The organism is Gallionella capsiferriformans ES-2, assembly GCF_000145255.1.
In the GTDB taxonomy this organism is placed as follows: domain Bacteria; phylum Pseudomonadota; class Gammaproteobacteria; order Burkholderiales; family Gallionellaceae; genus Gallionella; species Gallionella capsiferriformans.
On the sequence record NC_014394.1, the window covers coordinates 430,063 to 446,702 of the forward strand.

Here is a 16,640-nt window from a genome sequence, read left to right on the forward strand (position 1 = left end):
ATTTAGTTGATTCTTTTGCCGGTAAGATTTTTAAGAGCTAAAAGGAAAGCGTCGAATTGTGGCGAACTATCGGGAAAGGTGATACAGGTCGGATCATCCGTGATGCCGGGATAATAGTTGCTGCCACTGGACTGTACATGACGGTCGCCGAGGGCTATGTTCAGCTCCCACTGTGTACCATCGCAAACACAGGGATTCTCATAATTATCTTCCCAGTCCCATACGCCTATCGCCTCCAGCTTGGCGATGAAGTTGCGCCACTTTATTGGTGATGGAATGACTTCAATACTTTCGGCATTCCCGCAAATACGATCTGAAGATGCGCTTGAATACAGCAAAATGTTGTCGTGCATTTCCAGCTTGTAGCCGATGGCGCCATAATCGCCAATGTAAAAACTGAACTTATCAGGATGCAGGACTTGCTTAGGCGGCTGTGTCATACAACTGTTGCTCCAATTCGTGTAAGGCTGCCAGATAGGCGGGCTTGCCGCCAAAGGCTGACACCAGCTCACTGGCTGTCCCCATATTTTTGAACGGGTCTAGCGTGAGGATTTTGATGTCTTCGATATTTTGTATGCCGGTATCGGCATATTTTTCCAGCAGGGTTTCCAGAACGCGGCGTGCCTGCTCGCCGTATTTAGTAAAGTAATTACGCTTTTTTACTTGCTCTGCGCGTTCACGGCGCGTCAGCGGCGGCTGATCGAAAGCGACGTGACAGATCAGATCGAATGCATCGAAATCCTTGCCGACCTCATCCGCCAGCGGTTCCAGAAGCAGGCCGTGTTCTTCCAGCTCTTTCAGAATCGCGGCCTTACGGTCGGCTTTGTTCCAACTCAACAGGAAGTCCTTCAGCGAGGCATAATCGCGGCGCACGGTAGTGCGAGTGTAATCTTTGAGCGATTCGGTTATCAGTTTGCCTTCGGGGCCGTAATATTGGACGCGTTCAGATACGACATAAACTGAGACATCACCAATGACATATTTAACGCGACCAGTACCCGGCCCTGATCCGCCACCGAAATCATCTGATGTTGGCAGGTCCGCCCCCCCTTCTTCACCGTCAGTGTCGGGCGGCAAAGGATTGCCGTGTTCATCCACAGGCAATTCATCGGGCGGTGCGGGCGGTTTATCAGGTTCAGGTTCATAAATCACAATTGGCGGGCCATCGAACGCCTCGTCGGCGAACAGTTCGGTCGCCTTCTTGAAATCCATGATGGTGAACCAGTATTTGTCGTAGTCCTCGTTGATGCGGGTGCCGCGACCGATCATCTGCTTGAATTCGGTCATCGACTTGATGTGCTGATCCAGCACCACCAGCTTGCAGGTTTGCGCATCCACGCCGGTCGTCATCAGCTTGGAGGTGGTCGCAATCACCGGATAGCGCTCTTCCGGATTAATGAAGTTGCCCAGTTCGGCCTTGCCCTCGATCTCATCGCCGGTAATGCGCATCACGTATTTACGGCTTTCCTTCACCCGTTCAGGGTTGAGATTGACCAGCGCCTGACGCATACGCTCGGCGTGGTCGATGTCATCACAGAACACGATGGTCTTGGCATAAGGGTCGGTCGCCGCCAGATACTCGGTGATTTTACGGGCGACCAGCTCGGTGCGCTTTTCCAGCACCAGCGTGCGGTCCATGTCGATCTGGTTATAAATCCGGTCTTCAATCATCAGGCCGTTCTTGTCGGCCTGACCTTTGCTCGGACGCCAGCCTTGCAGATCCTTGTCGATGTCGATACGCACCACTTTATAAGGCGCCAGAAATCCGTCTTCAATGCCCTGCTTGAGCGTGTAGCTGTAAACCGGTTCGCCGAAGTAGTTGATGCTGGAAACGTCCTTGGTTTCTTTGGGCGTGGCGGTCAGACCGATATGAGTTGCGGATGAAAAATAGTCGAGAATCACGCGCCAGGCAGAATCTTCCGATGCACTGCCGCGATGGCATTCATCGATCACGATCAGGTCGAAGAAATCCGGCGAGAACTGCCTGTAGATGTTCTGATCTTCCTCGCTGCCGGTGACCGCCTGATAAAGGGACAGGTAAATCTCGTAACTCTTGTCGATCTGGCGTTTAGTGATCTTGGTCATCGCAGCGCCGAACGGTTTGAAGTCGTTGTTTTTGGTCTGATCGACCAGAATGTTGCGGTCAGCCAGAAACAGGATGCGTTTCTTGGTGCCGGATTTCCACAGTCGCCAGATAATCTGGAACGCGGTATAGGTCTTGCCGGTGCCAGTCGCCATGACCAGCAGGATGCGTTGCTGCTCACGGGCTACCGCCTCAATGGTGTTGTTGATGGCATTGACCTGGTAGTAGCGCGGTGCGCGGCTTGTACCATCATCGTAATACGGAATTTCTACGGTCTTGAGCGCCTGCTCGGTCGCTATTCCCTTCCATAAGCAATAGCGTTGCCACAGCTCGGCAGGGGATGGGAACTCTTCTAAACGCAATTCGCGCTCGGTTTGATCCGACATTCCGGTGCGGTCGTGAAACAAAAAACCATTACCGTTGGAACTGAACACGAATGGCACGGCCAGCGTCTCGGCATAGTTCAGCGCCTGCTGCATACCAGAGCCGACGCCGTGACTATTGTCCTTCGCCTCGATGACGGCCAGCGGGATGTTGGACTTGTAGTAAAGGATGTAGTCGGCGCGCTTGAGTTCGCCCCGTGTATGCAACTTGCCGCGCACGATGATGCGCCCCTTGGTGAAACTGACTTCCTCACGAATCTGGGTGAACAAATCCCATCCCGCCTGAATAACGGCGGGGGTGATGTATTTAGTGCAGATGTCGCGTTCGGAGAGTTTTTTATTGTCAGTCATAGGGCGAAAATATTCAGGTCAAGCGACTATGCCCGATGCTACCAGTTTTTGTCAGTTCCCCGTCATATTAATGGCTTGATTGATAAGTCAGCTTTTTATATGGACTCCCCGCTAGTTGTTTCATCAACGACAAAACCTGATCAATCATCGTCTCCCGGGGCCGAATTATCTAGCGAGAGGCTGAATTATTCGTCGTCTCCGCGAAAGCGGAGATCCAGTGCCTTGATTTAACTGGATTCCCGCCTGCGCGGGAATGACAAAACCGAATAAATAAGCGCTTCCCTAGCGAGAGGCTGAATTGTTTATCAATGCGGTTATTTATGCAGCCGGATATTCCTTGCCGCAGACGTGGCGACGCCAAAAGGATCACTTGCAGTCAGTTTGGCGTGCGCGTCAGTCGATTTGGCGCAAGCCGCAGGAAAATTTTCAGGATCTGCGAACAGTTTAACGGGTGCTGCAGACTAGATTGGGTAATGGGTGCGGTGTCACGAGCATCTGAGTAAGCATGCCGATGACTTCATATGGTTCGCCGACGAGCTCAACTGATTCGAGGATGAATTCAAATGGTTCGCGGATCATCTGAAATTGATGGCAGATACTGCTAAATGGTGTGCGGCACCCGCAAGAATAAGTGGCGAGCCCGCAGGGGGAATAAAAAACCACGCCGTAGCAACGATAGATACATCCGATGTTCGTAATGCGGGCGAAATCAAATCCCGTCTGAAATATAGGGGAAACACAGTTCGATCAGTTTGTTGATCAATTCGCTCGAGTTGATCGGCTTGGCGACGAACCCGGTCATCCCCGCTTTATCGCAGGCAGACTTTTCGTCTAAAGTCACGCCCGCACTCATTGCGACGATGGGCAGGTTGATAAATCGCGTATCCTGACGAATCAGGCGCGTGGCCTCCAGTCCGTCCATCACCGGCATCTGAATGTCCATCAGCACAATGTCGTAGGTCTTTTCCTGCAGGCGTTGTATCGCCTCTTCGCCGTTATTGGCAATATCGACGAGCAGACCAATTTTTTCCAGCATTTTGGAGGCGACCAGTTGATTGATCCGGTTATCTTCCGTCAGCAAAACGTGTTTACCGCGCAGTGCGTGTGCGATTTCGCGCAATTCCGGCGGCGCCTTGTCAGACTGACGACGCTGAGGGTCGCTTACCTGCACTTTGCTGAAGGTGAGCTCAACGCTGAAGGTGCTGCCTGCTCCTGCCTGACTCTCAACTTTGATGTCACCCCCCATCAGTTGCGCCAGATTTCGACTGATGGTCAAACCCAGCCCTGTGCCGCCAAAGCGTCGGCTGATGGAGCTGTCTGCCTGAGAAAATGGCTGGAACAGGGTGCTGACTTGTCCATCCGACATGCCGATACCGTTGTCCTTCACGCTAAAGCGCAGCGTGGTTGAATCAGTAGTATTTTCTATTTTCGATACATTCAGTGTGACGCGGCCTTTTTGGGTGAATTTAAACGCATTTCCCAGCAAGTTGGTCAGTATTTGCCTCAGCCTGAGCGGGTCGCCCAGCAGGAGTTGGTGAATGTCAGCGTCGCGTACGACGTTGAATTCAATGTCGCAACCCGCTGCGGATAGGGTGAATATCCGCTGGATACTATCGAGCAATTCAGTGAGATTAAATTGTATTTTTTCAACTGACAGCTGGTGTGCTTCTATTTTTGACAGATCAAGTATGTCGTTGAGTATGCCCATCAATGACCGTGAGGAGTCATTGATTTGTTGCAAGTGACTTTGTTTTTCTGCGGGATCTGTGCTGTCGAGTGCCAGTTCAGACAGGCCGATGACGGCGTTCATCGGCGTCCTGATTTCATGCGACATATTGGCCAGAAATTCGGATTTGGATTGAGCGAGACTTTCAGCAACTTCTTTGGCGCGTTGCAGGGCCTGCTGGGATTGCTTGAGCTCTGTGATGTCCCAGTTGGTGCCCGTCATGCGCAGCGGTTTTCCTGCCGAATCAAATTTGACGCTGGCCAGCGCACGTATATTGTGGATGCTCCCGTCAGGCCAGCGCACGCGGAATTCGGTATCGTAGTGCTGTTTGTTGGCCAGCGCATTGTGCATGCAGGCTTGGGCCTGGGCGGTATCCTCGGGCAATATGGCCGAGCTCCACGCCTCAGCAGCCCCTACAAACTGGTCACGGTGCAGCCCGTACAGCGCAAACATCTGATCGTCCCACGTCAGCGCGTTATTCACGACATCCCAGTCCCATACGCCGACGCCGCCCGCCTGCGTGGCAAGCGCGAGCCGCTCGCTGACTTCGTGTAGTGAGACCGCTGCCTGATGTCGCTCGGTGACATCGGAGAGGTAGCCGTGCCATATCACGCTGCCATCGGAGAGTTTTTCCGGTCTGGACTGCCCTTCCAGCCAGCGCAGACCTCGCATGGGCAGCATGACACGGTATTCAAGCCGCCAGGGTTGTTGTGTGCGGGCTGACTCATGGATGGAGGCCATCAGTATTTCGTAATCTTCAGGGTGAACGCGTGTGAAAAGTAGCGAGGCGTCTTCCTTGATTTGAACGGCGGGTAACTCAAATATCTCGAAGATCCCATCGCTGGCATAGGGCATGCTGACGTTTCCATCCGGGAACAGGCGGAACTGAAAAAGCATGCCCGGTAGTTGATGCGACAATTTCGTTAGCAAGTTCTGACTGGTTTGCAGTTGCGCATTTTTCAGGTTTAAGCTGTCGACATGCTGGCGTGACATTCGGTGCGACAGATTCAGATTCAGGTGGGCCATGATGTTATTGGCCAGAATTTTGATGGCATTTATCTGCTCGGGACTTAATACGCGGGGTACACGATCGATGACACAGAGTGTTCCAATGTGTTGGCCTTCGGGTGCGGCGAGCGGAACGCCTGCGTAAAACCGAATTTCAGGGGCAGAAACGACCAGCGGATTATCAAAGAATCGTTCGTCCAGCTGGGCATTCTCGATGATCATCGTTTCGTTCTCAAGAATGGTGTGGGCACAGAATGCCACATCACGCGAGGTTTCTTTCGCATCGAGTCCGGTGCTAGCCTTGAACCACTGGCGATGTTCGTCGATCAGACTGATCGCCGCGATCGGCGTCTGGCAGATATACGAGGCCAGTTGCACCATTGAATCGAGTGCGCTGTCGAGTTCTGTATCCAGCACTTCGTAATCGAGCAGCGCAGCCATGCGCGCTTGCTCATCTTTTGGCAGTGGGGCGATTTTCATGGGTTGTTTTGTTTGAGTAAGTCCACGTTTGGCAATACATCTTTCGGTTGCAGATGATGACATATTTTTCAGGTGGAAAACCAGTTTCATGAGCGATGAAATGAAGCTGTGTTGTAGAGCATGGCAGTGCCGCACGGTCTTGCAGGTAGTACGCACCCTCTGTGATTGAGCGGATGGCTGAGCAGAGTTGCGGGTTTACTCGTTTATAATTGCGGTCAGTCTGATATTGATACGCCATGCATGCAGCAAGAGGACTTTTTGTCGCAGGTACTTAAAGCGACCGAAGCGAAGTAGAATGGCACGATGCAGTCGCAATGTTTGTTAAATTCACGCATGAAAGTTTAAAATTTTGAATATGATGGAATTTTTTTTGCGGCTTGTTCTAAATAGGGGGCATGCAGAGGCGGATCGCAGTGCGAATTCGGATGTGCTTGAGCGCGTGCTTGCGAATTTTATCGCCGCCATCACTCAAATACCGCAAATGGTTCGGACATGAAAATTGCTTTTATACTGCTGCTTTTATCGGTGAGCGCTTGCACCACGCCGCCGCTGCAATACAAAAATGTTGTTTTACCGCAGGCGGTTTATTCTGCGCAGCTGCAATCTGACCGGCCTGTGGTCGCACTTGCGCTGGGTAGCGGGGGCGATCGCGGTTTTGCACATATCGGCGTTATCAAGGTGCTTGAAGCTAATAATATCAAGGTCGATCTGGTACTGGGAACCAGCGCGGGCAGCGTGGTCGGCGCGTTATATGCAGGCGGGTATGACGGCGTGGCGCTGGAAAAACTGGCGCTTGAGATGGACCGTGAAAAGCTCAAGGATTTTGATTTCTCAAGGCGCGGTTACGTGCGGGGCGAGCAGTTGCAGGATTTTATCAATCGTGCGTTGAAAAATCGCTCTATCGAGCAACTCGACAAGCCGTTTGTCGCTATTGCAACCCAGTTGAGCAGCGGTCGCGCCGTCGCCTTTAACCGCGGCAATACCGGGATGGCGGTGCGGGCTTCTAGCAGTATCCCCGGGGTGTTCTATCCCGTGATTATTCAGGGTGAAGAGTATGTCGACGGAGACTTGAAGAAGCCTGTTCCAGTCACAATCGCACGTGAAATGGGCGCCGACTTCATCATCGCGGTGGATATTTCTCAGCAGCCCAAAGACAGTCCCGCGCTGCTCGATATCATCGATATTTTGAAGCAAAGCCTGCGCATCATGCGCCAGTCCATTTTGTCGCAGGAGCTGGCATCGGCTCAAGTCGTAATACGTCCGGTAATCGGCATGACGCCTGAAATCGATGCTGCCAGTAAGCTGCATTTGATCAAGGCGGGGGAGGAGGCTGCAACCGCCGCCTTGCCGATGATACGTGAGTGGTTGCAGAAAATTGCGGCTGAGAAGGCGCTTGAACAACATCCTTCTTCGCCCCTCGCCGTTCCTCGTTCTTAATTGTTACCGTGAATTTTTACAGCAAAGAGCTACCCTACCTGTCAGACGCCGCGAGCTACTATGCGGCGATCGCTGATCTGCCGTGGGCAGCCTGGCTCGACAGCGCAGGCATGGCGCGTTTTGATATTCTGACTGCGCAACCTCACCATACGCTAGTGTTGCAGGAAGCGTGCGAAGATCCATTTGCACTGATACGCGGTGAGCTGGGTGCGAGCGTGGCGCCGGTCGCCGACGTGCCGTTTGCCGGCGGTGCGCTGGGCTACTGGAGCTATGATCTGACACAAGGCGGGGCGGACAACCTCAACGCTATCATGTCCATCGGTATTTATGACTGGGCGCTGGTACTCGATCATCAGAAAAAAACAGCGCGTCTGATGTCGCATCAGCGTTTTTCCGAAACCGCTGCAGTGCTGGCAGATGTGCTGCAGCGACTGAGCCGCTTACACAGTCTGCCATCCGAACCCTTCAGCGTGCAGGGCATGATAGCCAGTAATTTCACCAAAGCCGCTTATGCGGCGGCGTTCGATACTGTGCAAGGCTATTTGCAGGCAGGGGATTGTTATCAGGTTAATCTGGCGCAATGTTTTTCCGCTGCGGCAACAGGGGATGCGCTGTGCGCCTATCTCGAGCTGCGCGAACTGAGTCCGGCGCCCTTTTCGGCGTATCTTAATTTTCCCGAGGTTCAGATTCTGTGCGCCTCACCTGAGCGTTTTGTCAGTGTGTGTAACGGCGTTGTTGAGACACGGCCGATCAAGGGTACGCGTCCGCGCGATGCGGATCCGCTGATTGATGCGCAGCTGGCCTGCGAGTTAAGTTGCCATCCCAAGGATCGCGCCGAAAATTTGATGATCGTTGATTTGTTGCGCAACGATCTTGGCAAAAATTGCATAGCAGGTTCAGTGCGGGTGCCGAAATTGTTCGATGTGGAGAGTTATGCCCATGTGCATCATCTCGTCAGCACGGTACAGGGTGAACTGGCTCCCGGCCGTGATGCGCTGGATTTGTTGCGCGGCTGTTTCCCCGGTGGGTCTATCACCGGTGCGCCTAAAGTGCGTGCAATGCAGATTATCGAACAACTCGAATCCGCATCTCGCGGTATTTACTGCGGTGCGATCGGCTATGCCGGATTTGACGGCAATATGGACACCAATATCGTCATTCGCACGCTGGTCTATAGCGGCGGGCAGATACGCTGCTGGGCGGGCGGCGGCTTGGTAGCCGACTCGCAATGCGATGCCGAGTATCAGGAGACGCTGGATAAGGCTGCCGCGCTGCTCGCGCTGTTGAAATGCTACGGGGGCACCGTTGCGGGCTGATTACTTTTGTAGCCGGCTCAGATCGGGAGATAGCCACAATTCGTAGTGCCCCGGTTTGACCCATCCGATTTGATCGAATTTTCCTGATAGGTCGCAAAGTTCGATTTTCGGGATCGACTTCTGCAAAGCCGCCAGTAGTTTTTTAGCTTGTGAGCGGTCTTCTCTTTTGAAATAGCGCAGCTGGCTTTTCAAAGGTCCGTCATCTACTTTTTGTATCGGCTTTTGCTCAATATGCCAAGGTTGTGATTTGGCTTGTATCAGCTTCCGGAAAATGTCTTGCGCCAGTTCGATTTGTTTGCTGTTACGGATATGAATCCACAGTTGTACAGTGGAGTTGGCAGGGGAAGGCGGCGTATCCGGCAGCACAGCGGCAACCGGTAAGGATATTTCGTATGCGTGTGTCGCGCTTTGTACGTTTTTATCAATCAGTTCGCTCAGCGGTGCGCTGAATGCTAGGTTTGATAACAGTATTAAGAGTGTCGTCCAAAGTGCGTTCATAGTCCCGCCTTGCCGCAGCTGCCGAGTTCCAGTGTGTCGCGAATTTTTTTCATTTCGCCAGTGGTTTGTCCCAGCTGATTTCTTACGCTCGAAAAGTCAGATTTCATCTGGTCGATCTCCAACTTCATCGCAGGAGAGATCGCGGATGCGCTGCCGCCCGCCTCTGCCAGATTTACGCTTGCAAGTTGTAGTTTTAAGGCATTTAACTGCTTCTCCAACTCCTGGTTCAGGATCTGCAGTTGGGTCAACTTCATATAGCTATTCAGCTGGCAGCGGATGGAATTGAACTCATCCTTCACATCGTTCTTGCTGGGATATTGACTTTGCAGCCAGAAAAAACCACCGAGAAAAAAGGCAATGATCGCAATCAGTTCTTTGTATTCTTTGAGTCTCTCCAGCATGATATTGACCCCGCAATTTAATCGTCAGGCATCAAGGATGATTTTTGGCCACTATATCTATGTGCTCTGGCAAGCACAATATGCCTGAATGCATAGATAGTTTGGCTGGGCTGGGGGGTGAGTTTAGACTGCGCTTTGTACGCGGAAGATGCGGATAACTTCGGGAATCATGCGCAAGCTGCGCATGATGGTGGCCAGATGCAGGCGGTTGTTAACTTCCAGTGTGAAGTGCAGCGCAGTGTATTCGCCTTCGTTGGCGAAGCTGACGTTCTCAATGTTTGATTCAGCATCGGCGATGGCGGCCGCTACTTTTGCCAGTACGCCGCGTTGATTGGCAACCAGCAGTTTCAGGTTGACGGCAAAGGTGCGCGTGATGTGTTTGTCCCACACAACGTCCAGCCATTGTCCGCTGTGGCCTTTGCGTAGCAGCGGGCAATCGTGCGTATGGACGACCAGCCCCTGTCCGCTCTTGATTACGCCAATGATAGGATCTCCCGGGATAGGCCGGCAACAGGTGGCGAACTGCACCGCCATGCCCTCCGTGCCCAGTATGGTGATGACCGGATTGGAGACGATATCTCCGGGTGCAGCATCGCCATTGCAGGCCAGTTGCCGTGCGACCACCATGTTGAGGCGGCGGCCTAAACCGATATCGGCCAAAATTTCCTGACGGGTTTTAACGCCGGTGTCGCGCAGCAGTTTATTCCAGCAGGCTTCTGAAATTTCGGCAGACTTGAATCCCAGTGCCGTCAAAGCCTGACCCAGCAGGCGCTCTCCCAGTTGAGCTGATTCTCCCGACTGCATGGTCTTGAGGAAATGGCGGATATGGCTGCGCGCCTTGTTGGTGGTCACATAAGTCAGCCAGGCAGGATTGGGTTTTGCGTGCGCTGCGGTGATGATTTCCACCCTGTCGCCATTTTTGAGTTCGCTACGCAGCGGGACCAGTTCGTGGTTGATTTTGACCGCAATACAGCGGTTGCCGATATCAGTGTGCACGCTGTAGGCGAAATCCACTGCCGTAGCGCCGCGTGGCAATGACAGAATCTTGCCTTTGGGGGTGAAAATATAAACCGCATCGGGGAAAAGGTCGACCTTCAGGTGTTCCATGAATTCGGCCGAGGTGCGGCTGTCGTTGAGGCTTTCGAGCAATTCCTGCAGCCACTGGTGCGTCTTTTTGTGCAGCTCGCTGATGGTTGCGTGGCCGTTCTTGTAGAGCCAGTGCGAGGCAACGCCTGCATCGGCGATCTTGTGCATCTCGCGGGTGCGAATCTGGACTTCTATAGGCGTGCCAAAGGGGCCGAACAGCGTACTGTGCAGCGACTGATAGCCGTTGGACTTCGGAATGGCGATATAGTCTTTTATTTTTCCGGGGATCGGTTTGTACAGCGCGTGCAGTGCGCCTAGTGCCAGATAGCAGGCATTGGTGTCTTCAACCAGCACGCGAAAACCGTAGATATCCAGTACCTCCGAAAACGCCAGCGATTTGAGCTGCATTTTCTTATAGATACTGTAGATGTTCTTCTCGCGCCCGGTGACTTCGGCCTGAACCTGTTTTTTTTCAAGCTGTCCGCGGATGGCGTCCAGTATTTTTCCGACCACTTCACGGCGATTGCCGCGTGCGACCTTGAGCGCCTTGGCCAGCACCGTATAGCGATTCGGGTGCAGATGTTTGAAGCTTAAATCCTGTAGTTCCAGATAGATTTCATTGAGTCCCAGCCGGTTGGCAATCGGCGCGTAAATTTCCATCGTCTCGCGCGCGATGCGTTCACACTTGTCCTGCCGCATCGAGTCGAGCGTGCGCATGTTGTGTAGCCGGTCGGCCAGTTTGATCAGAATGACGCGAACATCGCGTGCCATCGCGAGCAGCATTTTGCGGAAATTTTCAGCCTGCGCATCTTCGCGCGTCTCAAAATGAATCTTTTCCAGTTTGCTCAGCCCGCCGACCAGTTCTGCGACGGGTTTGCCGAACTGTTCCGCGATCTGTTCGGTGGTGATTTCGGTATCTTCAACCACATCGTGCAGCAGTGCAGCAATAATGGATTGCGCATCCAGATGCAGGGGCGTGAGTATGCGCGCCACTGCAATCGGATGTGTGACATACGGGTCGCCCGACTGGCGGGTTTGACCCTGATGGGCGATGCGGCTGAATTCTATTGCAGCACGGATGTGTTCTACATCCTCAGGCTTCAGGTAGCCCGATACTTCGTCAATCAGAAATTCTGCGTCGGCCATTGTTTGCTATAGCAAAAGTTAAGCGTGACCCCGGTTGAGGATTTCTACGCCGACTTTACCTTTGCTGATTTCGCGCAAGGCAACTACAGTCGGTTTGTCGCGGCTTTCAGGGACCAGATGTGATGCGCCGTTGGCGATTTGACGTGCGCGAAAAGCGGCGGCCAGCGTCATTTCAAAACGGTTAGGGATATGTGCCAAGCATTCTTCTACGGTAATACGAGCCATGATTTACTCCGGATTTTGTAACTGGTTAATTAAATTTTGATGGCGAGCCAACTGCTTGGTGCCGCGCAGTCTGGCGGCCAGAACGATCGCGTTGAATTCCTTGAGCGCCTCGTTCAGATTATCGTTGATGATAACATAATCGAATTCAGCTACATGTGCGACATCGTTGCTTGCTGCTGCCATGCGTTGTTTTATGACGTCACTGTGATCTGTGCCGCGCCCGGTCAGTCGTTGTTCCAGTGCTGCGATGGAAGGCGGCAGGATGAAAATGCTGACGCATTCAGCGAACTGCTGCCTGACCTGCTGGGCGCCTTGCCAGTCGATTTCCAGCAAAATATCGCGGTCTTTGGCGTTTTCCTGCGCGATCCAGTTTTGCGAGGTGCCGTAAAAATTTCCGTAGACTTCGGCGCTTTCCAAAAACTCGCCGCGTCCTGACATCTCGATGAATGTTTCGCGGCTGACAAAGTGGTAGGCGACACCATCCACCTCGCCTTTGCGTGGCGCACGGGTAGTGTAGGAGACGGACAAATCAATCTGCGGGTTGGTGGCGAGCAAGGCGTGCACCAGACTGGTTTTTCCGGCGCCAGACGGCGCACTGATGACGAATAAACTTCCTGACATAAAAACTCCAAACGGGTAAATTTCAAATTCCGGGTTATTCCAAGTTGGATTTTAATCTGTATTAAACGCGTAACTAATTGATTTATTTAGTTGTGAGTTAATATTGCTTTTTACTTGGTGCACGCAAAGCGATGGTATCGTTGTGTTCCCTAACTTTTTGCATTTTACACGATACCGGCAGTCTAAATTCCGGCCTGAAATACAAAACCGCCTGACTGTCACCAGTTCAAGCGGTCTATCCCAACAATATTTGTGATCAACTGTTGTTGAGCAATCACACCGTGTCTTTGAACCACTGCTACAAAAACACAGCTTTGCTGTGTTGCCGTCACAATTGTGATCCTGTTGGTCAGTTGAACGGTGAGATTGTCGTGTTTTAGTTTTTACTTGCTTCAGTTGGTGCCGTAGCCGTAACTATTGGTGCCGTCGTTGCAACGATAGGTGTAGTGGTCGCGATTGCGGGAGTAACCAATCCAACCACCTCGCCAATTTTTCGAAGTACTATAGTAATGCTATCTGGGTAATTAAATCCAGCACCGGTGTTTCTATCGATGATATAGCCGATGCCCCCTCCAGCAAGGATATTCCCCCACACTGCACCATTACTTTTTGATACCAAGGTTTCATGTCCCACAATGTTGCCGTCTTTACTGCAATCAATTGCCAAGTCACCGGTGCTCTTATGGACGGTTACACTACCGGGAGATGTTACGAACCATTTTCCCGCATCATTTGTTAGCGTACATCCGACACCAGCAACCTCTTTATTATCCTGTATTGTTTGCACCGAAACTGGCTGCATTTTCTCCCCCGCTATTGAGGCGCAACCTGTAACTGTCAATAATGAAGCAATTGCAAAATATTTAAACATTAAATTTATTCCTAGCTGATTTTGCGACAAAAAAGACGTTGCCGCGCGCCATAAAAACTTAACAGTGAAAGAATTAGCTGAAAACAGGAAGAGTTACATTCATCCAAGAAAAACAGGTGTAGCAAATACTTGTAGGCGAAATTTAGCAGCTTATTTCATTATTAGATATTAGCTAGTTAGCTAGGTAGTGCCGATCAAGGTGAGCTGTACTTTCACTATTTTCGCGCAGGTTAAAAATGTGCTCTGACTTGATTCTGTTGCGAATTTAAATATCAGATTGATTTTTTATGCTGTCCTTCAGATTGGTGGGGCCTAGTCATGGAATTTGATTGTCAATCATATTTTGGACACGTTTAGGTGCAAGGCATGTTGCGTTTTAATGAGTGGAAGTGCAGTGGCAATTATGACAAAGCCGCATGATTAGCGGCTTTAGGTGGGTTTGTGCGTTGTGGTGATTCGGGCTAAAACACTATTCAAGGTTCTGGATTTGTTCTCGCATCTGTTCGATGAGAATTTTCATTTCCATTGCGCTGCGCGAAACCTCAGCATCGACGGACTTAGAGCCCAGCGTATTGGCTTCACGATTGAGTTCCTGCATCAGGAAATCCAGCCGCTTGCCGACTGCACCGCCTTGTCTGAGGATACGGTGCATCTCAGTCAGATGGCTGTCTAAGCGCGAGAGCTCCTCATCGACATCGATTTTACTGGCGAACAGCGCGATTTCCTGCCGTACGCGCTCATCATCCGTGCCCTGCATTGCATCCCTCAAGCGGTTGGTCAGGCGGGTCTCGTAAGCTGCAATTGCGGCGGGGACGTGGGGGATTACTTCGGCGCGCAATGTTTCAATTTTCTCAAGGCGCACCAGCAGAAATTCTTTGAGCTTGTCGCCCTCTCGACTGCGTGAAGCGGAAAATTCCAACAGGGCGGCCTGCATCAGGCTGACCAGCGTCGCGCGCAATTCGTCGTTTGAAACTGCGGGCGTGGCGAGGATGCCGCGCCAGTTCAGCACGTCGGCAACGCTCAAATCCCGTGCGCCGGGAAGGGCGCTTTTCACTTCGCAGCTCCATTGCGCCAGTTGCGTCAGCAGTTCCCGATTGAGGGTCGTATTGCCCTGAACTTCGCGTGCGGCATAGTTAATCCGGCATTCGACCTTGCCGCGCTGGAGTTGTGCGCTGATCAGTTCGCGCAATGCGCCTTCAAACACGCGAAATTCTTCCGGCATGCGCAACTGAATATCGAGATAGCGATGGTTAACGGCCCGCAGTTCCAGAGATAGCGTGCCGCTGCTGGCGTCGGCGCTGGTATTCGCGTAACCGGTCATGCTTAAAATCATGGTGTTTAAGTATCCAAAATGCGCGGTTGTAAATAAAAAGCTGTGCGCTGAGCGCGCATTATATTACGATTGCAGACTATGAAATTCTCTATCCATCAGGCCAGTCACATCGGCGATCGAAAATATAATCAGGATCGCGTTGCCTACGCGTACAGTAATGACGATTTATTGATGGTGCTGGCCGATGGAATGGGCGGGCATTTTCACGGCGAGGTGGCAGCTAGCATCGCGATTGATACTTTTATGAGTGCGTTTGCCGGTCATTCTCATGCTGTTGATCCGCAAGCTTTTTTGTCCGATACGATGCAGGCGGCTCATCAGCGCATCATGAGTTTGCCGCAAAAAATGGATCATACTTTCCCCGGCACCACTTGCGTGGCGGCGCTGATCCAGAATGGCAAACTGTACTGGGGCTATGCCGGTGATTCCCGACTGTATCTGATTCGCAATGGTGCGGTGTTTGCCAAGACGCTGGATCATTCGATGGTGCAGATGTGGCTGGCGTGTGGCGTGATCGACGAAGAGGAAGCGCGCACTCACCCCAGACGTAACCAGATTACAAATTGTCTGGGCGGCGTAGAGGATATGTTCAACATCGAGCTTGGCAATCCGGTCGAGCTGCAGTCTGGCGATGTGGTTTTATTGTGCAGCGATGGTTTATCAGGCCCTCTGTTTGATAAAGATCTGCTGGCCGCTTTTGCCGGAAATCCGGTTGAAGGGGTGCTTGATCAGCTGATCGTGCGCGCCGTAGGACTTGAAAACGGCAAAGCGGATAATGCCACCGGGCTGGCGCTACGCTGGGGCAACGCCGAGGATATACATGACACCGACGTGATCATCAGCCATATTCTGGAAATTCATTAAACCCGGTTTCCGAGTTTAAATTCTTACCACTTACCACTTACCACTTACCACTTACCACTTACCACTTACCACTTACCACTTACTGTTATTTATGCGCCCAAGTTCAAGACAAGCAAATCAGTTGCGTGAAATTCGCATCACCCGTCACTACACCAAGCACGCCGAAGGTTCGGTGCTGATCGAGTGCGGCGACACTAAAGTCATCTGCACCGCCAGCGTTGAAGAGCGTGTTCCTCCTCATAAGAAGGGCAGCGGTGAAGGCTGGGTCACGGCGGAATATGGCATGTTGCCGCGCTCGACCGGTAGCCGCATGCAGCGGGAAGCCGCGAAAGGCAAGCAATCCGGTCGTACTCAGGAGATTCAGCGCCTGATCGGTCGCAGTCTGCGTGCCGTGGTGGATTTGAAAAAGCTGGGTGAACGCACCATTCAGATTGATTGCGACGTCATTCAGGCAGATGGTGGAACCCGCACTGCCAGTATCACCGGCGCCTATGTGGCTTTGCAGGATGCCGTGAGCAGTCTGATAGAAAAGGGCTTGCTGACGGAAACGCCAGTCACCGATGCGATTGCCGCAATTTCGGTGGGCATCTATCAGGGTACGCCGGTACTTGATCTGGATTATCTGGAAGACTCGGCCTGCGACACCGATATGAATGTGGTGATGCTGGGCAGCGGACATTTTGTCGAGGTGCAGGGCACCGCAGAAGGTCACGCTTTTTCACGCGTTGAAATGGATCAGTTGCTGGAACTGGCGCAAAACGGCATTGTTGATTTAATCAAAATGCAACAGGCTGCGCTGGCAGGCTAAACC

General features: G+C 52.2%; 14 protein-coding genes. 4 read left to right on the top strand and 10 right to left on the bottom strand.

Annotation, left to right across the window (positions count from 1 at the left end; all coding sequences use genetic code 11):
• Positions 1-2: 2 nt before the first annotated feature.
• From GALF_RS01940 to GALF_RS14755, 3 genes are all read right to left on the bottom strand, one after another.
• The gene (locus GALF_RS01940) at positions 3-440 is read right to left on the bottom strand and encodes a hypothetical protein (protein WP_013292367.1); all 438 of its coding nucleotides are present in this window, start codon (positions 438-440) and stop codon (positions 3-5) included.
• Positions 424-2,817 (bottom strand): EcoAI/FtnUII family type I restriction enzme subunit R, encoded by a 2,394-nt coding sequence (gene hsdR / locus GALF_RS01945; protein ID WP_013292368.1) that lies wholly within the window; start codon positions 2,815-2,817, stop codon positions 424-426. Before hsdR ends, GALF_RS01940 begins: the two co-directional genes overlap by 17 nt.
• A gap of 709 nt (positions 2,818-3,526) precedes the next feature.
• Positions 3,527-6,031 carry a PAS domain-containing protein gene (locus GALF_RS14755; protein WP_013292369.1) on the bottom strand — a complete coding sequence of 835 codons (2,505 nt, stop codon included), beginning with the start codon at positions 6,029-6,031 and terminating at the stop codon, positions 3,527-3,529.
• A 492-nt stretch (positions 6,032-6,523) separates the two neighbouring features.
• Between GALF_RS14755 and GALF_RS01955 the strand changes: the two genes are divergently transcribed.
• Together GALF_RS01955 and pabB are read left to right on the top strand one after the other, a co-directional pair.
• A complete protein-coding gene (locus tag GALF_RS01955; protein WP_013292370.1) occupies positions 6,524-7,468 on the top strand; it encodes a patatin-like phospholipase family protein in 945 nt (314 codons plus the stop codon).
• A gap of 8 nt (positions 7,469-7,476) precedes the next feature.
• Positions 7,477-8,784 carry an aminodeoxychorismate synthase component I gene (gene pabB, locus GALF_RS01960; RefSeq protein WP_013292371.1) on the top strand — a complete coding sequence of 436 codons (1,308 nt, stop codon included), beginning with the start codon at positions 7,477-7,479 and terminating at the stop codon, positions 8,782-8,784.
• Here the strand turns inward: pabB and GALF_RS01965 are convergent, their stop codons facing one another.
• The 7 genes from GALF_RS01965 to GALF_RS01995 all read right to left on the bottom strand — a co-directional run bounded on the left by GALF_RS01965 (position 8,785) and on the right by GALF_RS01995 (position 14,965).
• On the bottom strand, positions 8,785-9,282 hold the full coding sequence (locus GALF_RS01965) for a hypothetical protein (protein WP_013292372.1): 498 nt from the start codon (positions 9,280-9,282) through the stop codon (positions 8,785-8,787).
• Complete coding sequence (locus GALF_RS01970) at positions 9,279-9,683, bottom strand: hypothetical protein (protein WP_013292373.1); 405 nt, start codon at positions 9,681-9,683, stop codon at positions 9,279-9,281. Before GALF_RS01970 ends, GALF_RS01965 begins: the two co-directional genes overlap by 4 nt.
• Before the next feature lie 123 nt (positions 9,684-9,806).
• On the bottom strand, positions 9,807-11,915 hold the full coding sequence (locus GALF_RS01975) for a RelA/SpoT family protein (RefSeq protein ID WP_013292374.1): 2,109 nt from the start codon (positions 11,913-11,915) through the stop codon (positions 9,807-9,809).
• Positions 11,916-11,933: 18 nt separating this feature from the next.
• Positions 11,934-12,140, bottom strand: coding sequence for a DNA-directed RNA polymerase subunit omega (gene rpoZ, locus GALF_RS01980; protein ID WP_013292375.1), 207 nt, complete (start codon positions 12,138-12,140; stop codon positions 11,934-11,936).
• Positions 12,141-12,143: 3 nt separating this feature from the next.
• Positions 12,144-12,761: a guanylate kinase gene (gene gmk / locus GALF_RS01985; protein WP_013292376.1), complete on the bottom strand. Its 618-nt coding sequence runs from the start codon at positions 12,759-12,761 to the stop codon at positions 12,144-12,146.
• Between the two features lie 376 nt (positions 12,762-13,137).
• Positions 13,138-13,632, bottom strand: a complete 495-nt coding sequence (locus GALF_RS01990) for a hypothetical protein (RefSeq protein ID WP_013292377.1) — start codon at positions 13,630-13,632, stop codon at positions 13,138-13,140.
• Between the two features lie 469 nt (positions 13,633-14,101).
• Entirely contained in the window at positions 14,102-14,965 is an 864-nt protein-coding gene (locus GALF_RS01995) for a YicC/YloC family endoribonuclease (protein WP_013292378.1), read from the bottom strand.
• A 78-nt stretch (positions 14,966-15,043) separates the two neighbouring features.
• Between GALF_RS01995 and GALF_RS02000 the strand changes: the two genes are divergently transcribed.
• Together GALF_RS02000 and rph are read left to right on the top strand one after the other, a co-directional pair.
• A complete protein-coding gene (locus GALF_RS02000; RefSeq protein WP_013292379.1) occupies positions 15,044-15,829 on the top strand; it encodes a PP2C family protein-serine/threonine phosphatase in 786 nt (261 codons plus the stop codon).
• A 91-nt stretch (positions 15,830-15,920) separates the two neighbouring features.
• Positions 15,921-16,637, top strand: coding sequence for a ribonuclease PH (gene rph / locus GALF_RS02005; RefSeq protein WP_013292380.1), 717 nt, complete (start codon positions 15,921-15,923; stop codon positions 16,635-16,637).
• Positions 16,638-16,640 lie beyond the last annotated feature (3 nt).